Raw genomic sequence first — 23,306 nt, forward strand, 5'->3', positions numbered from 1 at the left:
ATCTATCCCCCCTATTAGTTTTTCGTTTTCGGATCAAGGGCATCATTCAGTCCGTCACCGATCAGGTTAAATGCAAGCACGGTCAGGAATATCAGAAGTCCCGGGTAGTACACGATATGCGGTGCAATACTCAAGTAATCGCGCCCCATGCTAAGCATGGCGCCCCAGTCCGGTTCCGTCGGCTTGGCACCGAGTCCGAGGAAGCTTAACGAAGAAGCAGCCAGAATGGCGCCGCCGATTCTCATCGATACGTTGACAATGATGCTGGGAACCGTCTCAGGAAAAATATGCTTCCATATAATCCGGTTATGTTTGGCGCCCATGGACCGTGCTGCCTCTACATATAAAGACTCCTTCGCGGAGAGTGTCACGCTTCGGATGATTCTGGCAAACGACGGCGTCCCGAAGACCGCCACCGCGATCACCACATTGGATAAGCCCGGCCCCAGAATCGCTACGATTCCGATGGCAAGCAGCAGGTCAGGAAATGAGAACATGACGTCACTTCCCCGCATAATGAGACGGTCGATCCAGCCGCCATAGTAGCCGCTGATCAGGCCGAGAATCGTACCGAGAACCGCGGATATAAATACAGCGCTTAAACTGACCGCCATGGTCAACCTTGTTCCGTCAATCAAGCGGCTCAGAATATCGCGACCGTACTCATCCGTACCTGCCCAATGGGCAGCCGACGGGCCTTGCATCATCGCATCATAGTTCGGCTCATTCGGAGGATACGGAACGATTTGCGGACCGATCACCGCCAGCACTAGTAGTAACAAGATAAATCCGCTTGATATAACAGCAAGCTTTTGCTTCATGAATTTAGACGTGAACGCTTTAAATTTGCCAGTTGCCTGACTCTTCGCAAGCGTATCCTCCGGTACGGAGGAATTGACCGTCACTGTTGAATTGTCGCTCATGGGTTCCCCCTCCTATTTCGATGCATACCGGATTTTTGGATTCAGTACACCGTACAATAAATCGACAATCAGGTTAATCAGAATAAATTCGGCTGCAAACAGCAGTAATAGCGCTTGAATGACGGTATAATCCCGGAACGCAATCGAGTCTACCAAGAGACGCCCCATGCCGGGAATACTGAATACCGTCTCAACCATAACCGAGCCGCCCAGCAAAAATCCGAACTGCAGCCCCGCAACGGTTACGACCTGAATCAGGGAGTTGCGCAGCGCGTGTCTGCCAACAACGACGAATTCCCGCAGACCCTTCGCGCGTCCCGTCCGGACATAATCCTCACGCATCGTCTCGAGCATCGACGTACGGGAGTATCTTGCCAGCATGGACATAATCCCGGCCCCCAGCGTAAAGGAAGGCAGAATGTAGGACTGCCAGCTGTCGACACCGCCTGTCGGGAACCAGCCCAGCTCGACAGAGAAAATTTGAATAAGTACAAGACCAAGCCAGAAACCTGGCAGGGAAATACCGGATATCGCCGTCAACATCCCGATATAGTCCGGCCATTTTCCGCGGTTGACGGCAGATACGATACCAATGATCAGACCAATGACCAGTGCCCAGCCAAGGCTGGTAAAGGTCAGGACAATCGTCGGGAAAAAGCGGCTTTCCAACATGTCCGTCACCGGCAAACCGGAAGTAACGGATACACCCAAGTCACCCTTCAACAGATCACCCATGTAGTTCACATACTGCTGCCATAGCGGCAAGTTTAAGCCTAGCTGCTCTCGAATCCCGTTGATCTCCTCAAGGGTGGCATCCTTACCTGCAACAAGTCGTGCCGGATCTCCAGGAATAAGGTGAATGAACATAAATACAAGAATAGATACAACGAACAACAGCGGGATAACACCCAGCAGCCTCTGAATTGCATATCTTCCCAAAGGATGTGCCTCCTTTCAACATGCCAGCTTTTAAAATACGATGGGCCGCTTCCTTATTGATTCAAGAGGCGGCCCACCACAAGGTATACGTTTAGCAAGCTCTTCGCTGCCTGATTATTTGACTTCTGCGTTGATCACGCTGATCGATCCGTCCGGAAGAGCTTTAACGCCTTCAAGATAAGCTCTCTTGCCGGTGATGACCTGATCGACCCCGAGGAATGCCCAAGGAGCGTCTTCCCAGATTTGTTTTTGGATGTTTGCATAGATTTCTTTTGCATCTTCAGCTTTTACGGATGCGTTAGCATCCTTGATCCATTGATCTACATTGTCGTTCTTGTAGTATGCTGTATTGGAACCAGCTGGCGGGAAGAATTCACTGCTGAACAGACCCTTTGTCGCACCGTCAGCATCACCTGACGAAGGGGACCAGCTTACATACCACATTTGAATTTTTGCGTTTTCCGGCGTAGCCGAGTTAATCTGATCGGACAGGGTAGCACCCTCCATCGATTTCGGTTCAACTTTGATTCCGACAAGCGCCAGCTGCTGCTGAATGAACTGCATGCCTTTTACCGTTTCGGAATCGTTTTCTCCCCAGATCTCAGCTTCGAATCCATCTGGATAGCCTGCTTCCGCCAAGAGGGATTTGGCTTTCTCCGGGTCATACTCATAACCGGATTGCTCAGCGTAATACTGCGTCATGGAGGACATGGAAGAGTTCAGCTTCGAGCCCAGTCCGGATTTAACTACTTTAATGTAAGCATCTTTATCGATAGCATAGTTGATGGCTTGACGAACCTTCAGATCGTCATAAGGTTTCTTCATGGTGTTAAGCGTAATATAACGAACGATGGTGGAATCGGTCTTATCAATGACGATATTGGAATCGCCTTCTACTTCAGAGACTTGCTCGGTAGGCATTGGATAGATGAAATCCGCTTCGCCCGTCTTCAGCATCGCGATCCGGGAACCGTTCTCCGGTACCGGTTTGAACGTAATGCTGTCTACCTTCGGAAGACCTTCTTGCCAGTAATCTTCATTCTTTACAACAACAAGGCGGTCACCTTGAATCCATTCCTTGAACTTGTATGCCGCCGTACCAACAGGATTCTTCGTGATGTCAGCACTTTCCTTGAGCGCTTTCGGGCTGATCATCAGCGCCATCGCGGTTTTGTTCAAGAAAGCGTTGTACGGTTGGCTAAGGGTGATGACAACCGTGTGGTCATCCGGAGTTTTAACATCGGCGACGGTAGAGAAGCTTTTACGCATTCTAAGATTGTTCTTTTCATCCATGATGCGATCCAGGTTGACTTTTACAGCTTCTGCATTGAAATCTGTTCCATCATGGAACTTTACGTTCTGGCGCAGATTGAATGTGTAGGTCAGGCCGTCTTCGCTGATCTTGTAGTCTTCAGCCAGCACAGGAACAAGTTCCATCTTCTCGTTGAAGCCCATCAAACCTTCGTACATCGTGCGTGCACCGGAAATGGAGTGCGTGTCTCCGGCATTGTGAGGGTCAAGCGTAATGAAGTTGGCGTTAATCGCAATGACAACATCTTTGTTATCTTTTGTCACCGGCTTACTCTCGCCGCCGCCTTCACTTGCCCCTTTGCCGCTTCCGCTGTTTCCGCCGCAGCCTGCCGCAACAATCGTAAATGCGAGCAGCAGCATGAGCAGTGACCATGTTCTACCTTTGAATCTCATTGTTTTACTCCCCCTTTGATGTAGTGAATATCTATAGATTCACTCGCCACGTCAGCATATAACATCCTGCCGATCGCCTTGAGTTCCTCACAGCTTAAACATTCCATTCATACACCGCGCGTCGCTTCCCAACCAGCGTACCGCCATCGTTGAAAATCTCATTCGGAACAAGCGCATACAAGCGGTCGATCGTAGCCTGATCGCTGTAGCCGAGACGCTCCAGGATGGAAGCGATGATGCAAGGCCATACTTGCTCGGAGCCATCGGATACTTTAAGCGAGATCGCCAAGCGTTCTTTCCGAAGCCCGATGCCATACACACCCTTAGCGCCGCCCTTGGCTGCCAGATTGTGGTCCCGGAGCAAGGCGGAGCACACAAACTTCGTGTCTGCAATGATATCCGGATACTCATTCATCAGCTTTGCCATTCTGGCAGCTGCATCCGCCGTCTCCGCGTCCTTGATCAAATCCGGGCAGGCCAGCTTAAGGAAAGCGTATCCGATACGGTCCAGCGGAAGCGCGAAAATGGGAAGCCCACAGCCATCAATGCCTTGCGGAATCGAGGAAACCGGAACTTCGGCAAAATAAGCCAGCGTCTCGATGATCTCTTGCTGAACCGGATGCTCCGGCTTGTAATACGTGCTCTCGTCCCAGCCCATATGCTTACACAAAGCAATCAAGCCGCTGTGCTTACCCGAGCAGTTATGGAAGATCCGCCGCTTGTCCTCATGATCTCGATGGCGCTGCGCCTTGGCATCCTCGTTCAATGGATAAGTTGCGCAGCAGTGTAGCGTTTCTTCCTGAATCCCGGTTTTCTTCAAAATAGATTCCAAGGCATCAATGTGGAAGCGTTCGCCCCGGTGGGAAGCGGCAAACAAGGCCGTTTCTTCCCCCGTAAGTCCGTACACCTCGTCAATCCGGCGTTTCATTACCGGTATTGCTTGGAATGGTTTAGCCGCCGATCTCAGAAAGGTCATATGATGCGGATCACCCGCTGCATAAACCACCTTTCCGTTCTCGTCTACAACGCTGATCGCTCCGTAGTGAATGTTCTCCAGTACGTTTCCGCGATATTCCTCTACCAATGGCACAAATCCCATGATTTTGCTCCCCCGATCTCCAGTTGTATTAATTCAATCGAAAATAACGATCCTGTGCGACAAGTCCCGACCCTATGATGACCCCATGTTCGTGAAGCTCGGAGCGGACAATCGTGAAGGAATCCTGAAGCGGTTCCCAGATATACTGTGAGTAGCACAGGTCGGTGATCTCTTCATATACTTCAGGAAACTTGTCCAGAATCTCACCACTCAATATGACGCTGTCCGGATTGTACATGCTGACGACGTTATTAATCGTAATCGCCATATACGCGAGTGCCCTATCGATTAAATAGGTCGCCCATCGTGTTCCAGCCCGTCTTTCCGCGAACAGTTCCTCAATCGTACGAACAGGCTTAATCTTGCTGGCTTCCGACAACAAAGACGGTATATTGATATAAGTTTGGAGGCAACCGGCTTTTCCGCAGTCACACATCATACCTTCAGGATCAACGGTCGTGTGTCCGATTTCCCCCGCGCTATTGGTCACCCCGCGGTAAATCTCCCCTTCCAGGATCAGCGCTGAGCCTACGCCATTACCGAACCCAAGGAGAACCGTCCGGTTGGAGCCGTATGCCGAGCCTTTAAGCTGCTCTGCCAACGCCTTTACCTTCAGCTCATTGTCTACGACCGCTTGAAGCCCGGTTAATTCCTTGAGCCTCTCGGCAAGCCTCACATTCTTCCAACCAAGCTGTACCGAGAAATTAACCACTCCGGCATCAACATCGATGATGCCCGGCAGTCCAACGCCAATGCCCACCACCCGCCTGCGATCGATATCGCATTCCGTGATGAGTTCTTCAATGGTGTCTGCAATTCGAGCCACCGTGGCTTCGGCTGTATCCTCCGACGATCTCGGAAAACTTCCGCTGCACAATACATTTCCCTGAACATCGATGAAGCCAATATGGGCTTGATGGCGATCGAGCTCAACGCCAATCGAGATGACCGCCGTATCCAGCAGTCTTATTAAGGAAGACTTTCTTCCGCGTCCCGCCGAGGCTTGTTCTTCCGTTTCGTGAACGTACCCTTCTTCCGTCAGCTCCGATACGATCCGGCTGACCGTTGTCGGACTCATTCCCGTCTGTTTGGCAATAGCTGCTCTTGAAATCGGCTGTTCGTTCTTGATGATTTGGAATACTGTGAGTCTGTTCTGCCGCTTCATAAAGTCTTGATCATGCTTTTTCATGAAGACATCCCCTATTTAATTTCACCAGTAGATTAATTAGATCATTTTTCCAAATAAAACGATCCGAAATCATCAAAAAACCGTGATTATTATCAAATTTATTATTTTTATTCTCCAGTGATATTAATAATAAAACGTGTTTTGTAAATGTGTCAATATATATGACACATTTAAATTAATATTTTTTTGCTTCTGGAAATGTAAGTGTTTCAATCTTTTGCGAAAGAAATTCAATCTCGTACATACATACAGATGACCGCGCTTCGCGCACAACATGACATAAACTTAACACGAAGTCTCTTAAAATGTAGATAACAACGTCATTCCACCTCATAAATAAAGCCATCTGAGGAAAGAATGATTGGGGCATTCTTCATCTCGGATGGCTTCAAAAGGAGGAAATCTATGATATTTCCGGTATTGTCCCAGGTCTTTAGTTGCTTCCCTGCATGATCCGCCTAAAACGAATTAAACCACCCGAGAAATAAATTCGAGGTGACCCTCAAATGATCCCGGATGGCTTATGTATAGAGAACACGCATTTTGATTATCATGAAGCAGGTTAACGCTCAATTTTCCAACTAATTATCTTAGCCGCCTTTATTTGTTTACTAGTCTTCTATCTTTAATTAATCTTTTAATCTCTTATCTCTTTATCTTTAATCTTTTGATCTTTCCCACTAGCGGAGGTTTGAGGATAGCAGATCCTTTGGGAGTCCGTTTCTACCTTACCTATTCCAATCCGGAAACGGACGGACAACAGAGCGGATAGCCTCAAACCGGAGCGAACCAAACCGGAGCGACCTACTTGTTTTTGTAATATTCAACCGCTTTATCAAAATAATGCTTCTGGTCTTCCGGCAGATCCTCAAAATAGAAAATGGCCGCAACCGGACAAGCCGCTTCGCAAGCCCCGCAGGAGATACAAATATCGGTATCGATATAGAACTGGTCATCTCCTTCTTCTATGCAATCCACAGGGCAAACGTCAACGCATTCTCCCGCTTTCTCTTCAATACAAGCTGAGCCAATAACATACATCCGTATTCCACCTTCCGTAGTGTAATAATCTTTCAAATATTCGACTGGCTATCATTGCAAAAAGCTCAAACTTCATCAATTCCTTAGTTTTCTATACTTTTTATACTAAAATATATCATAATTATGTGGTTAATCATGCCAATTGTCAATAAACCGCGTGATGATAGCCTCAAAACAGCCATTCCGGTTGACTTATAGAAAGTAAAGACATAAGATGAGACATATTGCTTTTTAACCTTTTTTGTTAAAAAAGAAAGCATTCATCGAGAAACAAGGCGGTGATTATAGTGGATCAAGAAGTCGCATACAGTACTCGCGAGTATATCATGCAAATGTTAAAAATAAATGGTGAACTCAGCACAAAATCCATTACCGAGGCACTGGGCATAACAGGGATGGCCGTTCGGCGCCATCTGGAGAGCTTGAAGAGCGAGGGTTACATCACCTATCGAACCGTGAAACAACCGATGGGAAGACCCGTCTCCTTATATAGTCTTACGGAATCCGCCGAAGATTTTTTCCCTAAGAACTATCATGCACTTGCACTCGATCTGCTGAACGAGCTGCAGGACGAGGCCGGTGATGAAATGATTTCACGGCTGTTCGACAAGCGTAAGGATACATTGCTGAACAAGTACACGCCTACGGTGAAAGCCGATGCGCTCGAAGATCGAGTTGCAGCCCTGGCCCAGGTTCAGAATGACAACGGATATATGGTGGATTACAAAAAAGTCAACGAAGAAGAATATCTCCTCGAAGAACTGAACTGCCCCATATCCCAAGTAGCCAACCGGTACCAACACGCATGCCGCTGTGAGCTTGACCTGTTTCAATCCTTGCTGGAGGCGGATGTGGAACGTACCGAGTGCCTTGCCAAGGGTGACAAAAAATGCGTCTACCGTATTCGAAAACAAACCGAAGCCAAACAAACATAATATCTGTTATTGCCACTTCAGGCTCCTTCCATACAGGAAGGGGCCTTTTTTTGTTAAGAGATAAGAAAGTATAAACTTCAGAGGCTTACCCACCTTATCTCGCAAGAAAAACTTCCGCTATATGCGGTCTGTCTTCTGAGAAAGTACGTCGATAGACGTTTTTCTTATTGTACTTGTCCTATCTTATTCTCTTAAATTGCAAGACATGTACAATTCTTTGAATTATTTCAGCACCAGCAGTCGATCATCCTGATCGGAGGGCACCCCACGGCCATCGGTATTGTTGGTAATGACATAAGTTTTGCCATCATGGACTTTGACGTCTCTTAATCGGCCTTCCCCCTCCAATACCAACACAAGTGAGGCATTCTCCGGCTGAAATCGGTACAGCTTCTGGCCGCGAAGGGTGGCCACGTACATGTGATCCTCCTCATCAAAAGCGATGCCTGATGGAGCAATAGCCGTTTCACTGCTGTGGTAGAGCGGGGATTTCATTCCCTCTTGCTGTTCATCTCCAATAATCTCGGGCCAGCCGTAATTGCTGCCAGCCGTGATCTCATTAATCTCATCATGTCCGCCGGGTGTGCCGGACGGTCCATGCTCTGAGCTGTAGAACTCACCTTCCGAATTCCAAGCCAACCCCTGCGAATTCCGATGCCCTAACGTATAGACATAAGAGCCTGCAGTGGGATTATCCGCCGGGACCTTGCCATCCAGCGTCAATCGCAATATTTTGCCTGCTAGACTTTCCTGGTTTTGCGCAAGCTCTCCTTCACCTGAATCTCCCGTTGTTACGTAGAGCATCTCGTCGGGTCCGATCGCAATTCTGCCGCCGTTATGTACGTTAGAGCCGGGAATGCGCTCAAGAAAGACATGCGACTCTGTCCATTGATTCCCCTCCTGCTTTAGAAGGACCAACCGGTTCATGACTTTTCCATCCTGATTATAGGTGTGGTAGGCGAAGGCCTTGCCGGAATTTTGAAAATCAGGGGCTAACGCAAAGCCCAGAAATCCGCCTTCTCCTTGATGAGCGACCGGCTTCTCGGTATGTACCGACTGTCTGGTAAAAGTGCCGTCCTGGATCTGAACGATATTTCCTTCCCGCTCGCTAATATAAATCGTATCGCCGTCAAAATCGATAGACCAAGGTGTCCTCAACTGCTCTGCAAGCACTTGATAAGCGGAATCATTTTTTTCCTCCCGATGATCTTCCTGCCTCCCTTCTTCCTTAGAAGGAGAAGACTGTGTACAGGCAGTAATAAGCAGCAAAGCTGCAATTAAAGTTGCCCCAACCACCATTCGTTTCAAAATCCAGCACCTCCCGGGTAATTTTATAGCTCCGGTGTCATCATCTGGATGCCTTGCTCCATGTCCAGCAAGGAACGCAACACAATATCCTCATCGCTAAACGATTCGATCTGGCTGCCTGCTACATAACGGGTCTCATGTCCTCGTCCGGTAATAATGATCCTGTCCTCGTCACCTGCCAATTCCACAGCTCGTTGAATGGCTTCTTTACGATTCAGGATCACCTCCCAATTTCCCGCTTCATGCGAGGTTAAGCCACCCAGCATCTCAGCCATAATCTGCTCCGGATCCTCCGAGAACGAATTGTCTGTCGTGAACAATACATAATCCGAATACGAAGCTGCAATATCCGCCATGAGCGGACGTTTCAAGCGATCTCTTTCGCCCCGGCAGCCCATCACGCATATCATTTTTCCTGAAGTGATTTCTTTGGCGGATTGCAAAGTTGCCTTAAGTCCACCTGGATTATGCGCATAATCCACAACCACGTGAAATCTTCGTCCTGTTTCTATTTCTTGAAATCGTCCATGAACCCCTGCAAATTGGTGAAGACTTCTACGGATTTCTTCAAGCGTTACCCCTTCCAGCAAACAAGTGGTCATGGCAGCAAGTGCGTTATACACATTGTGAACACCATGCACCTTCAGACTGAAGTCGCCGTGTCCCCATGGCGTTTCTACATGGAATGTGCAACCTTCACGCATGTTTTGAATTTGTGTTGCCCGAACATCAGCCTCGTTACGAATGCCATAAGTTACGATCTGTGCGGATGTACGTTTTGCATAATAGGACGATGCTTCATCATCCGCATTCAGGACGGCCTTCTTCAGCATATCACGGTTACTGTTACCGATCTGGGCGAACAACAGCTCCTTCGTATTGCGATAGCTCTCCATATTCTGATGAAAGTCCAGATGATCATGCGATAAATTCGTAAAGACCACGGTTTGAAAATCACATCCGCGCACTCTCCCCATATCCAATCCGTGCGAAGACACTTCCAATACGGCATACTCCCCGCCATCGGTGACCATCGTGTGAAAATAACGCTGCAGTTGGATCGTATCCGGCGTGGTATTCAGCGTCTTCTCCATATGATCTCCGATCTTCATATACAGTGTGCCAATAATGCCCGTTTTGCGGTGAGCGTCGTTCAGTATCTTTTCTACCATATGGGTTGTCGTTGTCTTGCCGTTTGTCCCGGTAATTCCGATTAGTTTCAAATGCTGCGTGGGATCTTCAAAAAAAACGTTTGCGAGAATCGGCAGAATTCTTCGGGTATCCGGTACCGTTATACGCGTTACGTTTCCTGGAAGCACCGGCAGCTCCCGCTCAGCTACGATGGCAACAGCGCCGTTGCGTATCGCATGCCGGGCATAGTCATGGCCGTCCACATGAAAGCCCGGAACACAGACGAACAGGCCGCCAGGCCGGATCTCTCTTGAATCTGTATCCAGGTTCGTGATATCCACGGAAGTACTGCCCGTTATCGTCTTAAGTATCAGCCGCTCCGTCAGTGATTTCAGAATCATGTCAGGTTCCTCATCTCGTGATGTAATCAAAATCCCATGGTCAGTGGCAGTGTGATATATAAGATGTAGAATTTACTACGATGTATCGTTTTAACCAGTATTTCTTATTAACCTAACCAAGCAAACGCATTCTGAAACTGAAAAAGGAGGATTCCGTGATGATCAAACTCGATCGTGCGCACAGGGAGCAGTACGCACGATGCCTACTAATCCTCCCATATACTGGAACCTTCATTTGGCTCCTGCGTATTTAACATCAAGGGGTTGATCTTATGTTTTTACTAATACTCTATGCTCTGATCATAACGGTCAACGTTCTGATCGTTTTGTTCGGCTTGTATGTCTTCAATCATCCAGATAATGATTGGTTACGAATGTTCAATGGAATTCCTGAGGATGTAGAACAAGATGATATTGATTTATTGAAAATTAAATTCAGGGCTGTAATCGCAATAATAGTCGGTCTGATCATGGGTTCGTTTTCGGTATTGCAGGTCATCGTTACACATATTGGGTAGGGAGGTAAATCATTTGTTTCCAATGCTAGTTGGCGTGATAATGAAATAGACGATCATGACATTTTAAAGGTGCAAGCACTTGGAATTTTAATTCCAACAAATTCATTTGAAATGAGGTAAATATATCATGAGAAAGATTAACTGGCCCGGACGAACCAAGTTAGAAAATTCATCAGGTAACGCTTCTCTGGTTCTGGATGTTATTCTCTATATCCCTCGTTGGATAATGAGGCTTTTTTAGTGGAGGGTATTCGCTCCATCACCTTGTCCGGTTGCAATCGGGAATCACTTAAAGAATGTGATGACTGGAAGCGTTAACCATGTTACGCTGGAGGTAAGCGGTTGCAATACCAATGTTGCCAGATGTTAATGCAGCCTGCCAATAAAGGATGTGTACAGAGGATCCGCTACGCTATTCCATATCTGCTTGAAAGGAGAACCATCGATGGGACCGTTCACTGACGATTTGCTTCAAAATAAAGTCGTATTGATCACGGGAGGCGCCACAGGGCTGGGGCGTGCCATGGGGGAGAAATTCGCCCAGCTTGGCGCCAAACTCGCCATCTGCGGACGCCGTGAGGAAGTTCTGCAGCAAACTGCCGAAGAATTAAGACAGCAGGGCTGTGAGGTATGGTACAAGAGCTGCGATGTACGGGACCCTGCACAGATCTCGGAGCTTGTTGAAGCGGCAGAGCAGCATTACGGAGGCATTGATGTGCTTGTCAACAATGCAGCCGGGAACTTTATCAGCCCCACGGAGCGTCTCTCCCCTCGGGCTGTAGATGCCGTGCTGAACATTGTGCTGCACGGCACCTTCTACGCAACCCTTGAAGTCGGCAAACGCTGGATTGAACAGGGCAAAAGCGGAACGATGCTCAACATCGTCACAACATATGCCTCGACAGGCTCTGGCTACGTGGTCCCTTCGGCAGCTGCAAAAGCGGGCGTGCTTGCGCTGACACGGTCCCTCGCGGTGGAATGGGCTCCTTACGGCATCCGTCAGGTAGCGATCGCCCCGGGTCCGTTCCCGACCGAAGGCGCTTGGTCAAGATTATCGCCTACGCCGGACCTGGAGCAAAAAATGATCGACCGCATCCCCCTGAAGCGCGTAGGGGACGCAGAAGAACTGGCTAATCTTGCCGCTTATCTCATTTCCGATTATGCCGGTTATATTAATGGTGACGTGATCACCATCGATGGCGGCGAATGGCTGAGGGGTGCGGGGCAATTCAACGACTTGGCGGAAGTGACCCATGAGCAATGGGACCGTCTGGCCGAACTGACACGCAAAGGCAAATAACCTCATATGTAAGAAAAACATCTATCGACGTACTTTTACTACAGCAGACAGACTGCCTTTAGAGGTTTATCGAAATTTTCAGCTTCACTGAAAACTTATCCATTCCATAATCTTATAATAGCCCCAAGCCGTGAGCATGTCATGACTGCTCCCGCTTGGGGCTATCCGGTATCCTGTGTTTCCTATGTTATTCGTTATCGTTAACTCTCATAGGTATCGACCAGCAGGGCATACACGATCCCTGGCCCGTGAACGCCAATCGTAAGATCGTTCTCAATATCGGCGGAACGGCTCGGACCCGAGATGAAGTGGATTCCCGCCGGCAGCTGCTCGCGTCCGGACTGATCGAACTGAACCAGAATCTCGCCTAGTCGGGTAACCATCCGCTCTACAGGGATGATAGCCATCAACACGGTCGGCAGCAGGCTGACGGATCTGCCTTTATGCGGGGCCGATTTCACCGTAATCGAACCGGTATAAGCCGCTGCGTAATCCGCCATGACGACGCCAAAATCAGCCCTGGCCGCTACAGCCCTCCAGTCCGTGTCCGCTGCATCATTCCAGGAGAGAACAAGAGCCTCCGGCAGGCTCTCCTCCAGCCCCAGGCGGTCCAGTACCTCTTCCTGCTGACGAAGAATCGTAGCCGCACTCATCTCCTTCGCTTTGTCCCTGATAAACCGGCTGACCTCTTCGCGATTGCTCAGCCTTACCACATGGCCCCCGGCCGCTTCAAAGTTGGCGGTAAACTGTGTAATCCTCTCCTCAAGCGGCCACTCAAATTCATTCCAGAAGTCGGGGGCACCGCGGAAAGGGTGTTCCGGGGCGGTGCGAACCCGGTCTCTCCCCAGCTTCGCGGCGATTCCATCCATGAACTGCTCCTGCTTCTTGCGAGACTGTTCTTCAAGACGGTTCAGCCAGCTGCGATCAGTTTCGTTAGTCATGTGCATTCTCCCCCTTTCCGGACTTCTGCTGCTGAAGCCGCTCCTTCAATCGGTTTGCGATTTCAGGGTCCATCGACCCGGAGGTTCTGCGAATATCCTGCTCCATCTCCGACCATCGGTCACGGAAGGATTCCTTAGGGAGACTCGGCGTTACCCTGTACGAATTCCACCCCTTCAAAGGACCGATCCTCGTTCGGATCTCCCCGCCTCGCACCACCAATTTCTGCCCCCACTTTCCGAGGGATACCACACTACGGTAACGCTTGGCATTCCCCATAATCGCCGAGAAGCCCTTCATTCCCATCGCTTCCAGCTTGTCACCGCGCCCAGCTTCAATCTTCCGGCGGCGCAGGGAAACCAGCATATCATGCAGCGGAATCTTCACGGGGCATGCTTCATAACAGGCCCCGCACAGGCTGGATGCGTTGGCGATATCGTCCCATTCCGCGACATTCTTGTTCAAGGCCGGTGTTAATACGGCACCGATGGGGCCGCTATATGTGCCTCCATAGGCGTGCCCGCCAATATGGCGATATACCGGACAAGCATTCAGGCATGCGCCGCAGCGTATGCAGTTGAGCAGCTCCTGAAATTCGGGGTCGCCGAGCTGGAGAGAACGTCCGTTATCGATGATGATAATATGCATTTCATCCGGTCCATCGGCATCCAATTCTCTCTTCGGACCACTGATTCCAGACATGTACACTGTCAGCTTCTGACCGGTCGCCGAGCGCGGCAGCAAGGTAGCCATCACTTCGAGATCCGCCCATGACGGGATAATCCGCTCCATACCCATCAGGGTAATCTGTGTCTTGGGCACCGTCGTCACCATGCGGGCATTGCCCTCATTCTCAAACAATACCATCGAGCCTGTCTCGGCGATCGCAAAATTACAACCCGTCATGCCAATGTCCGCTTCTAGGAATTTCTCGCGCAGCTTCATGCGGACAAAACCCGCCATAATCGCCGTATCGGGCGGCAGCGTTTCGCCTGCCTCTGCGGACAACAGCTCCGCGATCTGATAACGGTTCTTATGGATGGCAGGAATGATGATATGAGATGGCGTTTCATCCGCAAGCTGAATAATATACTCACCGAGATCCGTTTCGACGGCCTCCACCCCGATCGAGTCGAGCGCCTTGTTCAGATGCAGTTCCTCGGACACCATCGATTTTGATTTTACGACGGACTTGGCCGCCTTATGCTCCGCAATCTGCAAGGAGATCGTGACCGCTTCTTCCGCCGTCTCCGCAAAATGTACATGGGCTCCGTTCGCCCTGGCCTGTTCAGCAAACTCATTCAAATAGTAATCCAAGTGCGCAATGGTATGGAGCCGAATTTGGCGTCCCCGTTCCCTCCACGCATCCCAGTTGCCATGTTCCTCCGACGCAAGCTTTTTGCCAAGCCGCAGCCGTTCTGTCGTAAACTTCACCGCATTGCGCAGAAAATCATTATTTAGGGCGTAGCCTGCACGCTCCTTAACTGTCTGTGCTTTCGATTCAGCTGTGCTCATGTACACTCACCCCCTCATACAGAAGCTCGGCCAAATGTTTGACCTGAACCTTCTCGCCCCGGTGACGCAGATTGCCGGCAATATTCATCAGGCAGGCCATATCGAGACCGACAAGCACGGACGCCTCGGTCTCCAGCACATGATCGCTTTTCTCTGTCACCATGGCCCCCGAAATGTCCGCCATTTTCACGGCAAACGTTCCACCGAACCCGCAGCAATCCTCGGCAAAAGGCAAGGGAACAAGCTCCAGCCCCTTGACGTGGCTGAGAAGTTTCATCGGCTGCTCCTTAACGCCGAGCAGACGGCTTCCGTGACAGGAAGGATGATAGGTTACCTTTTGCGGATAAACGGCGCCTACATCGGTCACGCCCAGCACGTCAACAAGGAATTGCGTAAACTCATAGCATTTGGATTGAAGCGCTTTCGCTTTATCCAGGTATATGGGATCGTCCTTGAACAAATCCGGATAATGATGAATCATATACGTGCAGGAGCCGGAAGGGGACACAACAAAGTCGCTATCGTCAAATGCGTCCAGAATCGTCTTGGCACTTATGCGCGCATCATCCCAATAACCACTGTTGTAGGCCGGTTGGCCGCAGCAAGTCTGAATTTCCGGGAATTCCAGCTGCACGCCGTACCTTGCCAGCAATCTTGCCATCGATTCAGCTACCCGCGGGAACAAGGCATCGCTGAGACAAGTGACAAATAATGAAATCTTCAACCTCTTCACCCCGCTAATCATCAGGATATGGACCGAAGAATCGGCCTCTAGCAAGAACCCCCCGGAACGGGGGGATTCCATGTGATATGTTATAACAACTTGCTCTATACAGATTCGATCTTGATGCCCAATGCTCGATAAGGTGCCGCTTCTTCTTCCTTCAAGCTGTGATCGGTGATGATCAGATTCACTTGGGAGAGATCGGCAACCTGCGCAAAAGCCTGCGTGCCGAATTTGCTGGCATCGGCGAGCAGAATGGTCTCATCCGTCATTCCGATCATTTTATGCTTGATTCTCGCTTGAAGCTCATTGGATTCGCTAAGGCCCCGCTCGATGTGCACACCCTTGCATGACAGAAAGGCTTTATCCACGTAGTATGCATCCAGCGAGCGTTCTGCGAGCGGACCGACAAAGGACAGGGAGCGATGAGCCAGAATGCCGCCTGTGGAGATCACCTGAACCCTCTCCTTGGTGCTCAGCTCAGCAGCCACCTTTATCGAATTCGTCAGCACGGTAATCGGAATATCCGGTATGATTTTCGCCATGTACCAAGCCGTAGAGCTTGCATCCAGCAGGATGCGATCATTCGGATGGATTCGCTTGACCGCTTCCTCCGCGATTCGCTGCTTCTCCAGCGCATGCATGATTTCCCGCTCAGCATACGGTATTTCCGGCTGCGACCGCTGAATTTCCGGTTGATCCTTCACGCTAACCGCTCCGCCATGGGAACGGCGCAGGCGCCCTGCCTGTTCCAGCCTGTCAAGATCGCGGCGAATCGTTTCTTCCGTTACACCGCAGAGCTGACTCAGCTCGGAGACCCGGATGCTCCCTCTTTCGTTGACCAACTGTACTATTTTCTCATATCGTTCTGCAACCAGCATCATACCGCCCATCCTTACTGTTCATATATTCTATCGCTTCCCTGTCCGCTGACCGAACACTCCGTAAGCTTCCTCCCACAAGGGAGTTTCCTTCGGCTCATAAGTCTTGACCGGGAAGGACTCTCTAATGACTGCGCGTGCTTCCCATATATCGGATAGCTCGCCTTGCGCGATCCACTGCACGGCCATATTGCCGATAGCACTGCCCTCTGCGGGACCTGCCCAAACGGGCCTCCCTATCGCATTCGCAGTCCACTGACATAATGTTTCATTATGAATGCCACCACCTACCATATGCAAGCCCTGAAATTTTTGCCCGGATAATTTCTCGGTCAACTCCAGCACGTAACGGTATTGCATGGCCAGACTCTCCATAATGCAGCGCACAAGAGCACCTACTCCCTGCGGAATGCTCTGGTTCGTGCGGGCCGCATATTCCACTACCCGCTTCGGCATATCACCTGCAGGGAGGAATACAGGATCATCGGGATCAATGAAACAAGCAAATGCTGGCGCCGCATCCGCCATATTAACCAATTCGGGGTAGGAGTACGTTAACCCTTCCCGTCCCCAGGTCCGCTGGCATTCCTGCAGAATCCAAAGTCCCATGATGTTCTTGAGCAGCCGGTACGTACCGTACGCTCCTCCCTCATTCGTGAAGTTCAGCTCTCTGGCCCGTTCATGTATGACAGGCTGGTCGACTTCGGTTCCCATCAGCGACCAGGTACCGCAGCTTAAGTAAGCGAATGATCGTTCCAATGCCGGAACCGCGACCACGGCGGAAGCCGTATCATGCTCTGCAACCGTATAGAGCGGAATGGATGGAATCCCCAGCTCCTCTGTTACGGATGACCTCAAAGCTCCAACAAGCGTACCGGGTTGAACAACAGGATGAAATAACTTAGGAGGGATATTTAATGATTTCAAGAGATGATCATCCCAGCTGGCCGAAAGCGGGTTAAACAGCTGCGTTGTGGTAGCATTCGTAAATTCATTCGCCAGTTCGCCGGTCAAGAAGTATCGCAGCAAATCGGGAATCATAAGAAAACGCTCGGCCTCTTGAAGCAGGTAGGGCTTCTGCCGTTGCAATGAAGCCAGCTGATAGATTGTGTTAAACGAGAGGAACTGAATCCCCGTCCGATCAAAGATCTCGGCAGGCGGCACATCCCGGAAGACCTGTTCCATCACGCCATCCGTACGTGTGTCCCGATAATGATACGGATTCAGGAGCAGTTCCCCGCTCCGATCCAGGAGTCCATAATCCACCGCCCAGGTATCAATGCCGATGCTCGACGGCAAGTTATGCTGTCCCTTCAACCGGAGCAAGCCCTGCTTCATCTCGTGGTAGATCCGTAATATATCCCATTGGAAACGGTCGCCGATTCGAACTGGATCGTTCGGGAACCGGTGGATTTCCGTTACGTCGATGGTTCGGCCATTCCATTGACCCAGCATAGCCCTGCCACTGCTTGCGCCCAAATCAAATGCAAGAATGCTCAACGCTCCCCAGCCTCCTTGTCAGATCAAAATCAACGATTCGGGCACCAACCCGAGGGTACTTCGTCTTCTCATCCTTACGAACGCTTCAGCAATACATCCTGCTCATACTGTTTCACTTCGGACAGCCACTCTTCTCTGACAGGTACACCCATGCGTTCGCAGTAATAATCCCACACCGCTCCAAACGGATAGGACTTAAACTCTTCCGATATCGCCAGGCGGGTCGTGTAATCGCCTTCGAGTTCAGCCTGCTTCAGCCTATCGATGGGTTCCAGCTTGGCACGCAGCAGTGCCTTAATCGTATTGCGTGTGCCAATAACCCACGCAGCGATGCGGTTAATGCTGGCATCAAAAAAGTCCAGTCCGATATGCGTTACATCCAGCAGATTATTGCGAACCAGCTCGCGTCCAATCTCGATCAGTTCATCATCCATGATGACGACATGGTCGCTGTCCCAGCGCATTGGCCGGCTGACATGGAGAAGAAGTCCATCGGTGAAAAGAGCAAGCGACGACAGTTTGCCGGCAATGCTTTCGGTTGGGTGGAAGTGGCCCGCATCCAGGCAGATCAGCTTGTTGTTTCGAATGCCGTACCCCATATAAAACTCGTGGGAACCCACAACATAAGCCTCAGAGCCTAGTCCGAACAGTTTGCTCTCGACGGCATCAAGGTTCCATTGCGGATTCATTTCTTCAGCAAAAATCTCATCCAGCGCATCCTTCAGCCGCTGCCTCGGCGCCATTCGGTCTACCGGCATATCCTTGTATCCATCCGGAACCCAGATATTCGTTACACAGGTTTGACCCAACTGTTCCCCGAAGTAAGCCCCGATTCTTCGCGACGCCTTGCAATGCTCAATCCAAAAATGACGGATCGCCGGATCGGCATGACTCAGCGTAAACCCATCCTTCGATTTGTCGTGGGAGAAGCAGGTCGGATTAAAATCGAGGCCAATGCCTTGCTCCTTGGCCCAATCCACCCAAGACTGGAAGTGCCTCGGCTCGAGCTGATCCAAATCAACGGACTCGTCGGTATCCGCGTAGATTGCATGAAGGTTCACTTTGTGGGATCCCGGAATGAGCGACATCGCTTTTTCCAGATCGGCCCGCAGCTGATCCGGCGTACCTGCAGCCCCGGGATATTCCCCGGTCACGGAGATGCCCCCGGATAGCTCCTGATCGCGGAACAGAAATCCTCGGACGTCATCTCCTTGCCAGCAGTGGATGGAGATTTTGATGCGCTCAAGTTCCGTCAAGATTTCGTCCACGTTGATGCCATGCTGCCCATAGAGCTTTTTAGCTTCTTCAAAGTTCCTTGCAACATCCTGCCTCATCACATATCCTCCCGTATGATGGATAGCCGGGTCATATTAGACCCAGCGCCCCATCTTAATAAGAAATCTTGATTCCTTGCGGTAGATGTGTCATACCTTCATTCGATTAACGAGTAAATGCAGCAGGTACCCCGCCGTCAATCGTCAGCATGCAGCCGGTCGTCTTCGAAGATCTTGATGATGCAAAGTAAGCGATGCCTTCGGCAATATCCTGCGGATAGATGTTGACAAGAAGCGTTGTGCGCTTACGATAATGCTCTTCCAGCTGATCGGGTTCAATCCCGTAAGCTGCTGCCCGCTCGTTCCTCCAGTTCGAATTCCAGATCGCGGAACCTTGCAGAATGGCGTCCGGCAGAATGGTGTTGACTCGAATGCCGTATTCTCCGCCTTCAGCAGCAATGCAGCGCGCCAGATGAGCCTCCAGTGCTTTTACAGAGCTGTATGCGGTCACGTTCTTGCCGGCATAGACGGAATTCTTCGATCCGACAAACACCATGCTTCCGCCAACGCCCTGTGTCTTCATCAACGAGAAGGCTTCCCGCGCAACCAGGAAATAACCTGTGCCCAGCACGTTCATGTTCAGGTTCCATTCCTTCAACGATGTCTCGTCAAACGGGCTGGATGTTGCAAGGCCCGCATTGTTGACGATAATATCAACACCGCCATAAGTGATGGATGTTTCTCGATAGGCGCGCTTCACCGCCTCTTCGTCGGTTACATCCATCTTAACAGCAAATGCCCGATTCTCCCCGTGTTTTGCGTTGATCTCCTCGGCAACCTGCTGCGCCCCTTCCAGGTTCAAATCCGCCAAAACGACATGCGCGCCTTCTGCTACTAGCCTGCGGGCTGTGGCACTTCCGATACCGCCTGCTCCCCCGGTAATAAAAGCGATCTGGCGGGAAAACTCCGCCTCAGCCGGTGCAAGACTCAATTTATACAACTCAAGCGGCCAATACTCCACGTTGTAGGATTCATTTTCACTCAGGGATACAAAATTGCCCAGGGCCGTCGCACCGCGCATGACCGCAATCGCCCGATGATACAGGGCGCCGCTGACTTGCGACATCGCCCAGCTCTTGCCCGTGTTGATCATTCCGATGCCTGGAATAAGAATGACGCGCGGAGCCGCCTCGAACATGACGTCCCCTTCATGATGGTTGCGTTCAAAATAAGCTTTATACTGCTCTTTGTAAGCAGCAATCCCATCGATAAGCTTTGCCTTAAGACCTTCCACATCTTCGGCGTCAGGTGTCCAGTCGATGAAGAGAGGAACTACCTTGGTATGAACCAGATGATCAGGGCAAGCTGCGCCTACCTGGGACAGCTTCGGCGAATCGGCACCGCCGACAAAGTCCAGTACATCATCTTGATCGTCGAAGGAGAGGATCATTTTCTTCACGTCGCTGACGGCGCCGCGAACGGCAGGCATCACTTTAGCAGCGATGCTGCGACGCACTTCCGATGCAAGCGGTGTATGCTTCCGGCCGCCGAACAGCTTGTCGTTATCTACTCGAGCTTCGATGAAAGCTTCCGCTTCACTAATGATACGAATCGTTTGCGCGTAACAGGCTTCTGATGTATCGCCCCATGTGACAAGCCCATGCTTCTCCATCAGTACCAGCTCGGCCTTCGGATTAGCCAACACCCCTTCGGCAATCATCTTCGACAAGGTAAATCCGGGACGAACGTAAGGAACCCACACAAATCGGTCGCCAAAGATCTCCCGTGCTAATTCTTTGCCGTTATGGGCGCAGCATAAGCTGATAATGGCATCCGGGTGGGTATGGTCCACATGCTGAAACGGCAAGAACGCATGCAGCAGCGTTTCAATGGATGCGCGCGGGTGCTTCGCATCGACCATGCAATGCCCCAGATAAGCCACCATTTCCTCATCCGACATCGAATCCCTTTCGAATAACGGCCGAATATCCTCCATGCGCAAGCCTGTGAAATTGCCCGATTTCATGGTAGCCAGATCGGAACCGCTGCCTTTCACGTACATAACCTCAATGTCTTTGCCGCGAAAATCCTGAATCGTTGTTTTGCTGGATGTGTTGCCGCCGCCCCAGTTGCATACGCGCCGGTCGGAACCGATCAAATTCGAACGGTAGACGAGCTCATCCAATGTATGTTGTGCCTTCTGTGCCTTTGACTGTTCCCATAAGCTTTGAACCATGAAGCTTCCCCTCCGATTGACCCTATGAATTTGCTTTCATTTGTTTCCCATAATATCACGCCCGTTTATCTTTGAATAGTGTATTTTCAAAAATAAACAAAGATTTATATGCGTTTATTCAGAATTCCATCTTATAAATCTGTTGCAAACAAAAAAACAGCCCTGCCAGAGTTACCTCAAGACAAAAGCTGCTAAATTACAATCTATGATGGGTTTGAGCCTGCGGCTGCCATTTGATCCGCCTTCGCAATTCCTTCCATTAAGGCATCACGAAAGGCGATTTCATCCTCATTGACATAACCCATAAATACAATTTCCGAAATGTCCTTATGGTTGAAAAAGATATTGGAATCCGCGGTCAGATTAACACTTGCTTCATCCCCGGCTTTAGTCCAGCCCTGAAATCATTCCGGGGTACAGGGTTCTGTTACATCCCCAGCCCGTTAAAGTCACCCCCATTCTCCTGTAAATTATAAACAATTCATCATTACGGAGAGGGTGTCATTCATATGAATCAACTTGCACGTGAAACGACGAGCTGGGCGTTCAAGCTGTATAAGCAGGAGACTTGGCTTTTGCTGACAGGGCTGCTCGGGTTTTTGTTAGCTGGAATATGCGGGATATGGGTATTGCTGAATGGGGGGTCTGTCTCGCCGGATGGAGATATCTCCAAAGCGTTTTCCTTCAACGCCGCTCTGGGGATCTTCATCGTATCAACCGCAATCATTTTGCCGGTTTCCGGTATGAGGCCACGAAGCAAATCGTTCTACCGCTGGTGCTATATTCCGCTCGTTCTGTTCTCCTACTTCGCCGAAACCGTTCAAAATTTCCGCGGTGTCGATCCGCGATTCGTTCAGAACGGCTCGACCTTTGATTATGTCATCTCGACTATTTTCCCTGCCGTTGCGATGCTGCTTGTCGTGTTCTACCTGACCCTTGGCGCCCAATACTTCCGCAAGCGTGTAATGGAAGCCCATCCGGAACTCGGGCTCGGCATTCGTTATGCCATGATCGCGGTGCTGGTATCTTTTGCAGCCGGTATATGGATCTCCATCAATGCGGGACGTTTTACCGGGATCGGCGGCAATATCATCTGGCTGCACGGACTAGGGTTTCATGCGCTGCAAGCGATCCCTTTTGTGGCGTGGCTGTCCATGAGGAAATCCGTCAATCCTGCAGTTAAACCGATCCTCATCCATATTAGCGGTCTGGCATATTTGCTCGGATTAATCGCCATCGGATGGCAGACGGTTCTTGGATACTCCATCGCTGAATGGTCCTTGCTTCCAATTCTGGCGAGCAGCTGTTTTCTCGTCGCATTCACGCCAGTTATATGGCTGCTCAGTCAGACCAATGCAACCGCTGAACCTGTCCACCATGCCCAATCCACACGTAATGTATAAGACTTGCATAAGAAAAACGGCTATCGACGAACTTTCTCAGAAGACAGACCGCGTTTATAGGATGTTTTTCTTGCGATATCAGGAAGGCCCATGCTTCGAAGTTTATACTTTCTGATATCTAAAGAAAAACGACTATCGACGAACTTTCTCAGAAGACACACCGCGTTTATAAGATGTTTTTCTTGGAGATATCGGGAAGGTCCATGCTTCGAAGTTTATACTTTCTGATATCTAAAGAAAAACGGCTATCGACGAACTTTCTCAGAAGACAGACCGCGTTTATAGGATGTTTTTCTTGCGATATCAGGAAGGTCCATGCTTCGAAGATTATACTTTCTGATATCTA

At 50.1% G+C, this 23,306-nt stretch carries 19 protein-coding genes; 3 read left to right on the plus strand and 16 right to left on the minus strand.

The genetic code is table 11. From position 1 onward, the window contains the following. Positions 1 to 14: 14 nt before the first annotated feature. The 6 genes from MKY48_RS20530 to MKY48_RS20555 all read right to left on the minus strand — a co-directional run bounded on the left by MKY48_RS20530 (position 15) and on the right by MKY48_RS20555 (position 6,895). Entirely contained in the window at positions 15 to 923 is a 909-nt protein-coding gene (locus MKY48_RS20530; RefSeq protein WP_076322006.1) for an ABC transporter permease subunit, read from the minus strand. A 12-nt stretch (positions 924 to 935) separates the two neighbouring features. Continuing rightward, positions 936 to 1,862: an ABC transporter permease subunit gene (locus MKY48_RS20535; RefSeq protein WP_076322007.1), complete on the minus strand. Its 927-nt coding sequence runs from the start codon at positions 1,860 to 1,862 to the stop codon at positions 936 to 938. Between the two features lie 114 nt (positions 1,863 to 1,976). Further along, positions 1,977 to 3,566 carry a glutathione ABC transporter substrate-binding protein gene (locus tag MKY48_RS20540; protein ID WP_339265938.1) on the minus strand — a complete coding sequence of 530 codons (1,590 nt, stop codon included), beginning with the start codon at positions 3,564 to 3,566 and terminating at the stop codon, positions 1,977 to 1,979. A 94-nt stretch (positions 3,567 to 3,660) separates the two neighbouring features. Continuing rightward, the gene (locus MKY48_RS20545; protein WP_339265940.1) at positions 3,661 to 4,665 is read right to left on the minus strand and encodes an asparaginase; all 1,005 of its coding nucleotides are present in this window, start codon (positions 4,663 to 4,665) and stop codon (positions 3,661 to 3,663) included. A 28-nt stretch (positions 4,666 to 4,693) separates the two neighbouring features. Beyond that, the gene (locus tag MKY48_RS20550; RefSeq protein ID WP_339290633.1) at positions 4,694 to 5,854 is read right to left on the minus strand and encodes an ROK family transcriptional regulator; all 1,161 of its coding nucleotides are present in this window, start codon (positions 5,852 to 5,854) and stop codon (positions 4,694 to 4,696) included. Between the two features lie 804 nt (positions 5,855 to 6,658). Beyond that, positions 6,659 to 6,895 carry a 4Fe-4S binding protein gene (locus MKY48_RS20555; RefSeq protein WP_015736133.1) on the minus strand — a complete coding sequence of 79 codons (237 nt, stop codon included), beginning with the start codon at positions 6,893 to 6,895 and terminating at the stop codon, positions 6,659 to 6,661. A 287-nt stretch (positions 6,896 to 7,182) separates the two neighbouring features. Here MKY48_RS20555 and MKY48_RS20560 point away from each other — a divergent pair, with 287 nt between their 5' ends. After that, the gene (locus MKY48_RS20560) at positions 7,183 to 7,830 is read left to right on the plus strand and encodes a metalloregulator ArsR/SmtB family transcription factor (protein ID WP_076322011.1); all 648 of its coding nucleotides are present in this window, start codon (positions 7,183 to 7,185) and stop codon (positions 7,828 to 7,830) included. 222 nt (positions 7,831 to 8,052) lie between these two features. Here the strand turns inward: MKY48_RS20560 and MKY48_RS20565 are convergent, their stop codons facing one another. Together MKY48_RS20565 and MKY48_RS20570 are read right to left on the minus strand one after the other, a co-directional pair. Beyond that, positions 8,053 to 9,129, minus strand: coding sequence for a PQQ-dependent sugar dehydrogenase (locus MKY48_RS20565; RefSeq protein ID WP_339293536.1), 1,077 nt, complete (start codon positions 9,127 to 9,129; stop codon positions 8,053 to 8,055). Positions 9,130 to 9,161: 32 nt separating this feature from the next. Continuing rightward, the gene (locus MKY48_RS20570; RefSeq protein WP_339290635.1) at positions 9,162 to 10,670 is read right to left on the minus strand and encodes a UDP-N-acetylmuramoyl-L-alanyl-D-glutamate--2,6-diaminopimelate ligase; all 1,509 of its coding nucleotides are present in this window, start codon (positions 10,668 to 10,670) and stop codon (positions 9,162 to 9,164) included. Positions 10,671 to 11,633: 963 nt separating this feature from the next. Between MKY48_RS20570 and MKY48_RS20575 the strand changes: the two genes are divergently transcribed. Continuing rightward, on the plus strand, positions 11,634 to 12,488 hold the full coding sequence (locus MKY48_RS20575) for an SDR family oxidoreductase (RefSeq protein WP_339290637.1): 855 nt from the start codon (positions 11,634 to 11,636) through the stop codon (positions 12,486 to 12,488). Between the two features lie 200 nt (positions 12,489 to 12,688). Here MKY48_RS20575 and MKY48_RS20580 read toward each other — a convergent pair whose 3' ends face one another. From MKY48_RS20580 to MKY48_RS20615, 8 genes are all read right to left on the minus strand, one after another. After that, entirely contained in the window at positions 12,689 to 13,429 is a 741-nt protein-coding gene (locus MKY48_RS20580; RefSeq protein WP_339290639.1) for a lactate utilization protein, read from the minus strand. After that, complete coding sequence (locus MKY48_RS20585) at positions 13,422 to 14,942, minus strand: LutB/LldF family L-lactate oxidation iron-sulfur protein (protein ID WP_076322016.1); 1,521 nt, start codon at positions 14,940 to 14,942, stop codon at positions 13,422 to 13,424. Before MKY48_RS20585 ends, MKY48_RS20580 begins: the two co-directional genes overlap by 8 nt. Continuing rightward, positions 14,929 to 15,666 (minus strand): (Fe-S)-binding protein, encoded by a 738-nt coding sequence (locus MKY48_RS20590; RefSeq protein WP_339290641.1) that lies wholly within the window; start codon positions 15,664 to 15,666, stop codon positions 14,929 to 14,931. Before MKY48_RS20590 ends, MKY48_RS20585 begins: the two co-directional genes overlap by 14 nt. A gap of 104 nt (positions 15,667 to 15,770) precedes the next feature. Next, positions 15,771 to 16,547 (minus strand): DeoR/GlpR family DNA-binding transcription regulator, encoded by a 777-nt coding sequence (locus MKY48_RS20595; RefSeq protein WP_339293537.1) that lies wholly within the window; start codon positions 16,545 to 16,547, stop codon positions 15,771 to 15,773. Between the two features lie 30 nt (positions 16,548 to 16,577). Beyond that, the gene (locus tag MKY48_RS20600; protein WP_339290643.1) at positions 16,578 to 18,047 is read right to left on the minus strand and encodes a rhamnulokinase family protein; all 1,470 of its coding nucleotides are present in this window, start codon (positions 18,045 to 18,047) and stop codon (positions 16,578 to 16,580) included. A gap of 74 nt (positions 18,048 to 18,121) precedes the next feature. Continuing rightward, positions 18,122 to 19,381: an L-rhamnose isomerase gene (gene rhaA, locus MKY48_RS20605; protein ID WP_339290645.1), complete on the minus strand. Its 1,260-nt coding sequence runs from the start codon at positions 19,379 to 19,381 to the stop codon at positions 18,122 to 18,124. A gap of 106 nt (positions 19,382 to 19,487) precedes the next feature. After that, the gene (locus MKY48_RS20610; protein WP_339290647.1) at positions 19,488 to 21,557 is read right to left on the minus strand and encodes a bifunctional aldolase/short-chain dehydrogenase; all 2,070 of its coding nucleotides are present in this window, start codon (positions 21,555 to 21,557) and stop codon (positions 19,488 to 19,490) included. A 203-nt stretch (positions 21,558 to 21,760) separates the two neighbouring features. Next, complete coding sequence (locus MKY48_RS20615; protein ID WP_339293538.1) at positions 21,761 to 21,919, minus strand: DUF4176 domain-containing protein; 159 nt, start codon at positions 21,917 to 21,919, stop codon at positions 21,761 to 21,763. Positions 21,920 to 22,066: 147 nt separating this feature from the next. Here MKY48_RS20615 and MKY48_RS20620 point away from each other — a divergent pair, with 147 nt between their 5' ends. Continuing rightward, the gene (locus MKY48_RS20620) at positions 22,067 to 22,960 is read left to right on the plus strand and encodes a hypothetical protein (RefSeq protein WP_339290649.1); all 894 of its coding nucleotides are present in this window, start codon (positions 22,067 to 22,069) and stop codon (positions 22,958 to 22,960) included. Positions 22,961 to 23,306 lie beyond the last annotated feature (346 nt).

Origin of the sequence: Paenibacillus sp. FSL W8-0187 (assembly GCF_037969755.1) — a bacterium.
Classification (GTDB): domain Bacteria; phylum Bacillota; class Bacilli; order Paenibacillales; family Paenibacillaceae; genus Paenibacillus_AQ.